Raw genomic sequence first — 10914 nt, 5'->3', positions numbered from 1 at the left:
CACTCCTGCATTTTTCTTATATTTCAGAGGTCTGGCTCCGATGGAAAATGGTTTCGTCCATCTTCGTGTACACACCAACTATTCGCTGGCCGAAGGTGCGATCACGACCAAGGAGCTTGCCAAACTCTGTGCTGCTGACGGCCAACCTGCCGTTGCGATGACCGATACGGACAACATGTTTGGCGCGCTTGATTTTGCCGGTGTGCTCAGCGGTGCCGGCATTCAGCCGATCCTTGGCGTGCAGATGGGCGTGGAGCGTTACGGCGACAAACCCGCTGTTGGCAAAATCGCTCGCGAACCGATGCCGGACCGCCTTGTTCTGATTGCCCAGAACAAGGAAGGCTATTTCAACCTGCTGAAAATCGTTTCGCGCGCCCACATGACGTCCGAAGCCGGCAGCGAGCCAAAGGCCCTTTACGAACATATCCGCAAATATGCCGACCACATCATCTGCCTGACCGGTGGCCCGACCGGGCCTCTTGCGCGTTTGCTGGGCGAAGAACAGGTTGAAAAGGCCGAAAGCTGCTTATCCGAGCTCAATGACATCTTTGGTGACCGCCTCTACATCGAATTGCAGCGCCATGGCGAACCGCTTGAAGAACAGGTCGAACCCGGCCTGATCAAGCTGGCCTATGATCATGATGTACCGCTGGTCGCGACCAATAATTGTTATTTCCCGACGGTCGATATGTACGAAGCCCATGACGTCTTTATCTGCGTCGGGCAGGGGGCGGTTGTTGGTCAGGAAGACCGCTGGAAACTGACCCCCGATCACCGTTTCAAGTCGGCGGCTGAAATGCGCGATCTGTTCGCCGACATTCCCGAGGCCTGCGACAATACGATTTTGATCGCCAAGCGTTGCTCCTGGCACGTTGAAAAAATCGACCCGATCTTGCCGCCCTTTGATTGCGGCGAAGGCCGCACCGAAGTCGACGAACTCCGACACATGTCCGAAGAGGGCCTGAAAGGCCGTCTCGAAAAATACGTCTTCACCGATGAAATGTCGGATGCGGAAAAGGAAGAAATCGCCAAGCCTTACTGGGAACGCCTTGATTACGAGCTTGGCATCATAAACCAGATGGGCTTCCCGGGTTACTTCCTGATCGTTGCCGACTTCATCCAGTGGGCAAAGGATCATGAAATTCCGGTCGGGCCGGGCCGTGGTTCGGGTGCGGGGTCGCTCGTGGCTTATGCGCTTTTGATTACGGACCTAGATCCGCTGCGATTTTCGCTTCTGTTCGAACGCTTCCTGAACCCGGAACGTGTGTCGATGCCTGACTTTGACGTCGACTTCTGTCAGGACCGGCGCGGCGAGGTGATCGAATACGTTCAGAAAAAATACGGCCATGACCGTGTCGCACAGATCATCACCTTTGGTAAGTTGCAGGCAAAGGCCGCTGTGCGTGACGTCGGGCGCGTTTTGTCGATCCCCTATGGCTATGTCGACAAGATCTGTAAAATGATCCCGGGCGATCCGGCCAAGCCGATCCCGCTGAAAGAAGCCATTGATATGGAACCGGACCTTCGCCGCATCGCGCGCGAAGATCCCGATATTGATCGCCTGCTGTCGATCGCCATGCAGATTGAAGGCCTTTATCGTAACTCATCGACTCACGCGGCAGGTGTGGTGATCGGTGACCGTGACCTTGATGAACTGGTCCCGATCTATCGCGATCCGCGCTCGGACATGCCGGTGACCCAGTTCAACATGAAGTATGTTGAAAATGCCGGTCTGGTGAAGTTTGACTTCCTGGGTCTTAAGACCCTGACGGTGATTATCGAGGCCGTCAATTTGATGCGTCTTCGCAAAGACGTTCCGCAAGACTTTGATATCAGTGCAATTCCCCTTGATGACCGCCCGGCCTTCAAGCTCCTGTCAGCCGCCGAAACCGTCGGCGTGTTCCAGCTTGAATCCCAGGGCATGCAGGATGTCTTGCGCGGGCTAAAGCCCGATACGCTCGAAGATATTATCGCTGTCGTGGCGCTGTATCGTCCGGGCCCGATGGACAACATTCCGCACTACATCGCGCGTAAGCACGGTCAGGAAGAACCTGATTATATGCACCCGATGTTGCAGCCGATCCTCGAAGAAACCTATGGCATCATGATCTATCAGGAGCAAGTCATGGAACTTGCCCAGATCATGGCGGGCTACTCGCTTGGTGGTGCTGACCTGTTGCGCCGTGCAATGGGTAAGAAGATCGCCGAGGAAATGGAAAAACAGCGCAGCCTGTTTGTCGATGGCGCGGAAAAGAACGGCGTTGATCGCGGGCAGGCATCTGACATTTTTGATCAGGTTGCCAAATTCGCATCTTACGGCTTTAACAAATCCCACGCGGCGGCTTATGCGCTGGTGGCCTATCAGACGGCATATCTCAAGGCGAACTACCCGGTCGAGTTCATGGCCGCGTTGATGACGCTTGATATGCATAACACCGAAAAGCTGGCGATTTTCAAACAGGAAGTCGAACGGCTTGAAATTGAAATCCTGCCGCCATGTGTGAACAATTCCCAAGTCGCGTTTTCGGTTGAAAACCACGATGGTGTGCGCAAGATCCGTTATGCGCTGGCCGCGGTTCGAAATGTCGGCGATGCCGCGATGGAAAGCCTGGTGGCCGAACGCGAAGCCAACGGACCGTTCAAGGACATCACCGATTTCGCATCGCGCATCGACAGCCGCGCGGTCAATAAACGCCTGCTTGAAAACCTTGTACGGGCAGGGGCTCTGGATTGCCTCGCGTCCAACCGCAAGGTCATGTTTGAAAATGTCGATAAGGTCATCGCCGTTGCCCAGCGCGAAATGCATGCGCGCAATGACGATCAGATTTCGATGTTTGGCGACAGCAGCGGCTTTGGCAAGGATCAGATCCGTCTGCCTGATGAACGCGACTGGGTCCCGATGGAAAAACTGACCGAGGAATTCTCGGCCATTGGGTTCTATTTGTCGGCCCATCCGCTTGATACATTTGGCAAAAGCATCCAGCGCATAGGCATCGCCCCGATCAAGGAATTGCCGGCCCGCATGCGTGCATCCAACAAGGGCACCATCCGTCTGGCCGGAACCCTGATCAACGCACGTGAAATGATCTCGAAAAAGAACGGCTCGAAATTCGCCTTTGTCATGTTCTCGGACCCGACCGGCAGTTTCGAAGTCGCCTTCTGGGCCGAGGCATGGGCGGCGTATAAGGAAATCATCAATGCCGGACGCCCGGTCTTGCTTAACGTTTCTGCTGAAATGCGCGAAGGCCAATTGCGCATTCAGGGCCAGCGCGTCGAAGACCTTGAACAGGCGGTTGCCGGTGCCGCCGAAGGCATTCGAATTCGTCTGAACCGTCCTGATCCCGTCGAGGAAATTCGCCAGTTGCTTGAACAGGCGGGCCGGGGGCGTGGTCTTGTCAGTCTGTCAACGGTTTGCGATGATGGTCGCATGGCCGAGATCGAGCTTGAAGAAAACTACAAGGTCGGCCCATCCCTGATCGGCGCAATTGGCGCGATTCCAGGTGTGGAATTTGCCGAAGAAATCTGATGATTTCATCTGGTTGGCGCGCATCGTCCGTCGGAACTGTTGAGAACCGCACATTTGTGCGCATTTTAGGGGTTGCAATCTCTCGCTGAGGGGATTAAAACCCGCCCGAACATCGCACGCGGAAGAGCGGCGACTGCCGTCATATGGCAACTCGTCCATCCGGTGTTTCATACATGGTGTATGGAATTCCCTTCCGCGGAGGTATTAACCGGAAAAAGGTAGGAATTATCATGGCTTTGCCAACCTTTACCATGCGCCAGCTCATGGAAGCTGGTGTCCACTTTGGTCACCACACCCGCCGTTGGAACCCGAAGATGAAACCGTACATCTTTGGTGCCCGCAACGACATTCACATCCTGAACCTGCAGGAAACCGTTCCGATGCTGCATCGTGCGATGCAGGCTGTTCGTGACGTAACCGCTTCGGGTGGTCGTGTTCTCTTCGTCGGTACCAAGCGTCAGGCTTCCCCGATCATCGCAGACGCTGCAAAGCGTTGCGGCCAGTACTATGTGAACCATCGCTGGCTCGGCGGCATGCTGACCAACTGGAACACCGTTTCCAACTCGATCAAGCGCCTCAAAGAACAGGACGAAATCCTGAACGCTGGTGCAGAAGGTCTGACCAAAAAAGAAATCCTGAACCTGACCCGTTCGCGCGACAAGCTTGAGCGCGCTCTCGGCGGTATTAAGGACATGGGTGGTCTTCCCGACATTATCGTCGTGGTTGACACCAACAAAGAATCGCTTGCTATTCAGGATGCCAAAAACCTGAACATCCCGGTTGTTGCGATCCTCGACTCCAACTCTGATCCGGCAAACGTTCAGTTCCCGGTTCCGGGCAACGACGACGCGATCCGCGCAATCCAGCTGTATTGCGATCTGTTCGTTGGTTCCGTTCTGGACGGCATCCAGGAAGAAATGACTGCTTCTGGCGCAGACCTTGGCGAAGCGGAAGAAGTTCCGGCCGAGGCAGCTGCTGCTTCCGAAGCTGCAGAAGAAGCTTCCGCATAAGTTTCATTTTGTACCTGATGAAACGGCGGCTAGCATGCCGCCGTTTTGTTAGGTGTTAACCTGATCGCGTACTTAGGGGCTTTAAAAATGGCTATTACCGCTGCTCTCGTTAAAGAGCTTCGCGAAACCACCGGCGCTGGCATGATGGATTGCAAAAAAGCGCTGTCCGAAACCGATGGTAACCTTGAAGCAGCTGTTGACTGGCTGCGCACCAAAGGTCTTGCTGCTGCTGCCAAGAAAGCTGGCCGTGTTGCTGCCGAAGGTCTGGTTGCTGTTGCAGTTGACGGCACCAAAGGTGCAGTTGTCGAGCTGAACTCCGAGACCGACTTCGTTTCGCGTAACGAAGACTTCCAGAAATTTGTTGGCGAAATCGCAAATCAGGCGGTTGCTGCTAACGGCGATATCGATGCCCTCAAAGCTGCTGCTTACCCGGGTACCTCGCGTAACGTCGAAGAGCAGGTCACGCACATGATCGCCACCATCGGCGAAAACATGTCGCTGCGTCGCTCGGCTGGTCTGGCTGTAGACAAAGGTGTTGTTGCTTCCTACGTTCACTCCGCTGTTGCCACTGATCTGGGTAAGATCGGTGTTCTGGTTGCGCTTGAATCCGAAGCAGACGCTGGCGTTCTCGAAGGCCTTGGCAAACAGATCGCGATGCACATCGCTGCAACCAACCCGGCATCGGCAACCGTTGATGATCTTGATCCGGAACTGGTAGAGCGTGAAAAAGCTGTTCTGACCGAACAGGCCAAAGAATCCGGCCGTCCGGCAGAAATCATCGAAAAGATGATCGAAGGTCGTATCCGTAAATATTACGAGCAGGTTGTTCTGGTTGAACAGACCTTCGTGATTGACGGTGAAAACAAAGTCAAAACCGTGATTGAGAACGCTGCCAAAGAAGCTGGCAAGCCGATCACCCTTAAGGGCTTTGTGCGCTTCGAACTCGGTGAAGGCATCGAACGCGAAGAAAAAGACTTTGCTGCCGAAGTTGCTGAGCAGCTGAACAAATAAAACATCTGTTCGGAATGGTGCGTTTGCCACCATTTCGTGTATGATCCAGACCGGCGAGGTCGGCAGCGCATATCCGCCCTGTTACTCGCCGGTCTTTTTATATCTGAATTCTGCATTTCCCGCGTTCGGGCAATGCGTTACATCGGCATTTAAGAGGCAATCCGACATGGCAGAAAACGGCCCATTGAAGTTTCGTCGCGTCCTTTTGAAGCTCTCGGGCGAGGGGCTTTTGGGTAAACAGCAATACGGTATCGATCCAGAAACTGTTGACCGGATTGCCAGCGAAATCAAAGCCGTTCATGACATGGGTGCTGAAGTCTGCATGGTGATCGGCGGCGGGAACATCTTCCGCGGTGTCAAAGGTGCTTCCCAGGGCATGGAGCGCGCAACCGCCGACTATATGGGCATGCTGGCCACCATCATGAACGCCCTTGCTGTTCAGAACGCGTTGGAACGCCATGGCGTTCAGACCCGCGTACAATCCGCCATCCCGATGTCTTCTGTCTGTGAGCCCTATGTGCGCCGCCGCGCGGTCCGTCACATGGAAAAGGGCCGTGTCGTGATCTTTGCTGCGGGCACTGGCAACCCGTTCTTCACCACCGATACTGCTGCTGCATTGCGCGCGGTTGAAATGGGCTGTGATGCGTTGCTCAAGGGCACCCAGGTTGACGGTGTCTACACTGCGGATCCGAAAACCGACCCGACGGCAGAACGCTATGACTCTCTGACCTATATGGAAGTTCTGTCCAAAGATTTGCGTGTTATGGACGCATCGGCTATTTCTTTGGCACGCGAAAATGATATTCCGGTTATTGTATTTTCTTTGCATAATCCGGGTGCCTTCGCAGACGTTGTTTCTGCGAAGGGGACGTTTACGATTATTTCGAATGGAGACTGAACGTGTCTGACGTTGCTGGCCTAAAAAAGGACCTGTCCCGCCGTATGGAAGGGGCTGTGGAAGTATTGCACAAGGAGTTCACCGGTCTGCGTACCGGGCGTGCCAGTGTGAGCCTTCTGGAACCGGTCATGGTTGAAGCCTATGGCGTTCCGACCCCGCTTAATCAGGTGGCATCGGTCAGTGTTCCAGAATCCCGTATGCTTTCGGTTCAGGTTTGGGACAAGTCGATGGTCAAGGCCGTCGAAAAAGCCATCCGTGATTCGGGCCTTGGCCTGAACCCGGCTGCTGATGGCACGCTTGTTCGCGTTCCGATCCCGGCACTTAACGAAGAACGTCGTACCGAACTTTCCAAGGTTGCCGGCAAATATGCCGAGCAGGCCAAGATTTCGGTTCGTAACGTCCGTCGCGATGGCATGGATCAGCTGAAAAAATGGGAAAAGGACGGTGACATCTCCAAGGACGAGATGCACGACGAAGAAAAAGAAGTCCAGAAGCTGACCGACAAGGTCATCGGCGAGATCGACGAAGCACTCGCCCACAAAGAACAGGAAATCATGCAAGTCTGATTATGGCTGTGCTTTCTTCGCAAACTCAACCTTCAGATGCGCCCTGTGTGCCGCGTCATGTTGCCATCATCATGGATGGCAACGGGCGCTGGGCGCGCGGGCGTGGCCGACCGCGGACGATGGGGCATCGCGCTGGTGTGGATGCCGTCCGTCGCACCATCGAAGCCGCAGGCGAACTCGGGATCGAGTATCTGACGCTTTATGGCTTCTCGACCGAGAACTGGAAGCGTCCGGAAAGCGAAGTCAGCGATCTGATGGGGTTGCTGCGCCTGTTTGTGAAGCGCGAATTATCAACTTTGCACAAAAATGGTATCAAAATTCGCATCATCGGTGATCGTTCGCGTTTTGCTGATGATATCCGTGAACTTCTGGCCAAAGCCGAAGATCAAACACGCGATAATACGCGCCTGAACCTGACGATTGCGCTGAGCTACGGCGCGCGTGCTGAAATCACGCAGGCTGTGCGCGATATTGCCGCCAAGGTTGCCGCAGGCGAACTGTCCGCCGACGAGATTACCGAAGACCTGATCGAACAAAACTTGTCGACAGCCGGTATTCCGGACCCGGATCTTCTGATCCGAACCAGCGGCGAACAGCGGATCAGCAACTTCTTGCTCTGGCAGTCGGCCTATACTGAATTCATCTTTGAAGATGTGCTTTGGCCGGACTTTGATCGCAGCCACCTTGAAAAAGCTATCGATAATTTTGCCGGGCGGGAGCGGCGTTTTGGTGCCGTCATCTGAGACACAAGATCAAAAAGATACCAATTCCGGCCTGATGCCACGCGTTCTTTCCGCGATGGTTATGGCGCCTGTGGCTGTTGCGGCGGTCTGGTTCGGATCTCCCTATTTTGACATATTACTGTTTGTGTTTTCTGCAGGCATGATGTGGGAATGGTCGCGGATGTGCGCCCCGAACCACCATAACGGCATATCGGTTGTTACCGCCGTTGCGCTTGCGGTTGCGATGATAATGTATGTCGCTGGTCAGGAAGAATACATTGTCTTGCCGATTGCCATCGGTGTGATTATTGCTGCGGCCCGTTCGGGCGCAAACTGGTTGCTTGCCGGGTTTGGTGTTTTGTACATCTCGGTTGCTGCATTGTCAGCGCTTTGGCTGCGCACCCAGGATGGCGACGGTCTTCTGATCATTATGTGGCTGTTCTTCCTTGTCTGGGCGACCGACACAGGCGGTTATGCCTTTGGCAAGACCATCGGCGGACCAAAACTCGCACCACGCTTCAGCCCGAAGAAAACATGGGCGGGGTTGATTGGTGGCATGGTCTGTGCTGGTTTGATCGGTGGATTGGTCACCTATTTCAGTTCCGATGCGATCAATTGGGCGATTGTCGCTGTCAGTATGGTTTTAGCGATCATTGCCCAAATCGGTGATCTTGGTGAATCCGCGCTCAAACGGCGTTTCAAGGTCAAGGACAGCAGTCATCTGATCCCCGGCCATGGCGGATTGCTTGATCGTGCTGACGGGATGTTGTCGGTGTTTCCTGTGGCCTTTGCTATTATCTGTTTCGCAGGGCTTTCTCTGCGTTAAGGCGGCCGATCCTCGGGCTGCTGTCTTTACAGGTGTTTGATGACTTTGAAGAAATCCGTCAGTGTCTTTGGTGTTACCGGTTCCATCGGGGCCAGCACAGTTGATGTTTTGAAGTCCCACACTGACAAATATGTTGTCGAAGCTGTAACGGCGCATCGCAATGTCGATGCATTGGCCAAGGCCGCTATCGAACTTGGTGCCAAATGCGCCGTGATCGGCGATCCTTCGTGTTTTGCTGACCTTCGCGATGCTCTGGCGGGGAGGGGCATTGAAATCGCTGCCGGCGAAGACGCGCTGATCGCGGCTGCTGAACGTCCCTCTGACATAGTGATTGCTGCAATCGTTGGGGCAGCTGGCCTTAAACCGACGCTGGCGGCCATTCGCCGCGGTGCGCGCATCGGACTTGCCAATAAGGAAACGCTGGTCTGTGCCGGCGCCTTGATGACGGCGGAAATTTCCAGGCATGGTGCGACGCTGATCCCGGTTGATTCCGAACATAGTGCGATTTTCCAGGTTCTCGAGGATCGCGAAGAAACGCGCATCGACCGTATCCTTTTAACCGCGTCGGGCGGTCCGTTCCGGGAATGGTCGTTAAAGGACATGCAATCTGTTACCCGGGTACAGGCTTTGGCACACCCGAATTGGGAAATGGGCGCAAAGATTTCTATCGATTCTGCGACCATGATGAACAAAGGCCTTGAACTGATAGAGGCTTGGCACCTGTTCCCGGTGGCCGAGGAACAGATTGAAATTGTCGTGCATCCCCAGTCAGTTGTTCACAGCATGGTGGAATATCCTGATGGTTCCGTGCTCGCGCAACTGGGGTCTCCCGATATGCGTACGCCAATTGCTTATGCGCTTTCATGGCCGGATCGGATCAAAGTGGACGCACCGCGTCTTGATTTTGCCACGATCGGGCGTTTGAACTTCGAGGCGCCGGATACAAATCGTTTCCCGGCTCTTCGTCTGGCACGACAGGCCTTGCGGGAAGGTGGCACGCTGCCTACTGTTCTGAACGCTGCCAACGAAGTCGCCGTCGAAGCGTTCCTTAACGACAGAATCGGCTTCCTTGAAATCGCCGCGACTGTCGAAAAGGTCATGACAAGGCTTGGAAGCGAACCGCTGACCAGCCTTGAACAGGTATTTGAAACAGATGCAATGGTGCGCCGGGAAACTTCGGCGTGTCTTGTGTCGGCTTCTTAGATTGAAACTGCCGGTTTGACCGGCTTAGGGAATTCTTGATGGAAACCTTACTTGCTTTTCTTTTTGTGCTCTCGGTACTCGTGTTCGTTCACGAATATGGTCACTACTGGGTGGCAATCAAAAACGGCGTGAAGGTCGAAGCCTTTTCAATCGGGTTTGGTCCCGAACTTTTCGGTTGGCAGGATAAAAAGGGTACCCGCTGGAAAGTCAGCCTGATCCCGCTTGGCGGTTACGTCAAAATGTTTGGCGATATGAACCCTGCCAGTGCCGGTGGTCGCGATGACCTTGACGCCGAAGAAGCAAAACACGCCTTCCATCACAAAGGGGTCGCCGCACGCGCGGCCATCGTTTTTGCCGGACCTTTGGCCAACTTCATCTTTGCCATCATCGTCTTTACATTCCTGTTTGCCGCTGTCGGACAACAACGTGCCTTGCCGGTTGTTGGCGAGGTTCTTGAAAACAGCCCGGCATCTGTTGCTGGCCTGATGGCTGATGACCGCATCACCGCGATCAATGGTCAGCCGGTTGAATGGTTTTCTGAGCTTTCTGACATTGTGCGTGCAAATCCCGGGCAACCGATTTCCGTCACGGTCCAACGCGACAGCGAAATCGTTGATCTTGCCGTAACGCCCGAAGCCGTCGAAGTCGATGAGGGGGCTATGACCGCGACCGTCGGACGCCTTGGCATCACCGCTGGTGACTTTGAGACGAGCCGCACCGGGGTTGTGGAATCGGTCGGTCGCGCGTTTGAGACGACCTATTCATTGACCACGCAGACCTTCTCGGCACTCGGCGAAATGATCAGTGGTGATCGTGATAGCTCTGAACTGGGCGGGCCGATCCGGATCGCGCAAATGTCAGGGCAGGTGGCCGAAGGGGGCATCGCACCGCTTCTGTTCTTTATGGGCTATCTTTCCATCAGCCTTGGGTTGATCAACCTGATGCCTGTTCCGGTCTTGGATGGTGGTCATCTTGTGTTCTACGCGATTGAGGCAATTCGCGGTAAGCCATTGGGGGCAAAAGCACAAGAATATGGTTTCCGTATCGGCGCGGGTTTGGTATTCAGCTTAATAATTTTCGCAACGTGGAACGATTTGACGCAATTGGGTGTCTTTAGTTTCCTCAAAGGACTTGCTGGCTAATGCATGACAG

9 protein-coding genes are annotated in these 10914 nt (G+C 54.5%); all 9 read left to right on the top strand.

Going from position 1 to position 10914, the window contains the following annotated elements; translation table 11 throughout:
* Positions 1-40: 40 nt before the first annotated feature.
* The 9 genes from dnaE (at position 41) to rseP (ending at position 10904) form a co-directional block, all read left to right on the top strand.
* Complete coding sequence (dnaE, locus tag FHI25_RS11915; protein ID WP_210518025.1) at positions 41-3526, top strand: DNA polymerase III subunit alpha; 3486 nt, start codon at positions 41-43, stop codon at positions 3524-3526.
* A gap of 230 nt (positions 3527-3756) precedes the next feature.
* A complete protein-coding gene (rpsB, locus tag FHI25_RS11910) occupies positions 3757-4536 on the top strand; it encodes a 30S ribosomal protein S2 (RefSeq protein WP_008891206.1) in 780 nt (259 codons plus the stop codon).
* A gap of 87 nt (positions 4537-4623) precedes the next feature.
* A complete protein-coding gene (gene tsf / locus FHI25_RS11905; protein ID WP_008891205.1) occupies positions 4624-5547 on the top strand; it encodes a translation elongation factor Ts in 924 nt (307 codons plus the stop codon).
* 166 nt (positions 5548-5713) lie between these two features.
* The gene (gene pyrH / locus FHI25_RS11900) at positions 5714-6445 is read left to right on the top strand and encodes a UMP kinase (RefSeq protein ID WP_040824079.1); all 732 of its coding nucleotides are present in this window, start codon (positions 5714-5716) and stop codon (positions 6443-6445) included.
* A gap of 44 nt (positions 6446-6489) precedes the next feature.
* Positions 6490-7011, top strand: a complete 522-nt coding sequence (gene frr, locus FHI25_RS11895; protein ID WP_215907637.1) for a ribosome recycling factor — start codon at positions 6490-6492, stop codon at positions 7009-7011.
* Between the two features lie 2 nt (positions 7012-7013).
* Positions 7014-7754, top strand: coding sequence for an isoprenyl transferase (locus tag FHI25_RS11890; RefSeq protein WP_210518022.1), 741 nt, complete (start codon positions 7014-7016; stop codon positions 7752-7754).
* A gap of 34 nt (positions 7755-7788) precedes the next feature.
* A complete protein-coding gene (locus tag FHI25_RS11885) occupies positions 7789-8559 on the top strand; it encodes a phosphatidate cytidylyltransferase (protein WP_246879046.1) in 771 nt (256 codons plus the stop codon).
* Positions 8560-8598: 39 nt separating this feature from the next.
* The gene (locus tag FHI25_RS11880) at positions 8599-9762 is read left to right on the top strand and encodes a 1-deoxy-D-xylulose-5-phosphate reductoisomerase (RefSeq protein ID WP_210518018.1); all 1164 of its coding nucleotides are present in this window, start codon (positions 8599-8601) and stop codon (positions 9760-9762) included.
* 38 nt (positions 9763-9800) lie between these two features.
* Positions 9801-10904: an RIP metalloprotease RseP gene (rseP, locus tag FHI25_RS11875; RefSeq protein WP_210518016.1), complete on the top strand. Its 1104-nt coding sequence runs from the start codon at positions 9801-9803 to the stop codon at positions 10902-10904.
* Positions 10905-10914: the final 10 nt, after the last annotated feature.

The sequence above is a fragment of the Thalassospira sp. ER-Se-21-Dark genome (genome assembly GCF_017922435.1).
Classification (GTDB): Bacteria; Pseudomonadota; Alphaproteobacteria; order Rhodospirillales; family Thalassospiraceae; genus Thalassospira.
The sequence above is the reverse complement of the archived record's forward strand: the minus strand, read 5'-3'. Positions and strand labels throughout refer to the sequence as shown.

Excerpts from the sequence above, each read along its gene's own strand:
- FHI25_RS11890 (WP_210518022.1), top strand. The coding sequence starts at position 7,014 with ATGGCTGTGCTTTCTTCGCAAACTCAACCTTCAGATGCGCCCTGTGTG.
- pyrH (WP_040824079.1), top strand. The coding sequence starts at position 5,714 with ATGGCAGAAAACGGCCCATTGAAGTTTCGTCGCGTCCTTTTGAAGCTC.
- dnaE (WP_210518025.1), top strand. The coding sequence starts at position 41 with ATGGAAAATGGTTTCGTCCATCTTCGTGTACACACCAACTATTCGCTG.
- frr (WP_215907637.1), top strand. The coding sequence starts at position 6,490 with ATGGAAGGGGCTGTGGAAGTATTGCACAAGGAGTTCACCGGTCTGCGT.
- rpsB (WP_008891206.1), top strand. The coding sequence starts at position 3,757 with ATGGCTTTGCCAACCTTTACCATGCGCCAGCTCATGGAAGCTGGTGTC.
- FHI25_RS11880 (WP_210518018.1), top strand. The coding sequence starts at position 8,599 with ATGACTTTGAAGAAATCCGTCAGTGTCTTTGGTGTTACCGGTTCCATC.
- rseP (WP_210518016.1), top strand. The coding sequence starts at position 9,801 with ATGGAAACCTTACTTGCTTTTCTTTTTGTGCTCTCGGTACTCGTGTTC.
- FHI25_RS11885 (WP_246879046.1), top strand. The coding sequence starts at position 7,789 with ATGCCACGCGTTCTTTCCGCGATGGTTATGGCGCCTGTGGCTGTTGCG.
- tsf (WP_008891205.1), top strand. The coding sequence starts at position 4,624 with ATGGCTATTACCGCTGCTCTCGTTAAAGAGCTTCGCGAAACCACCGGC.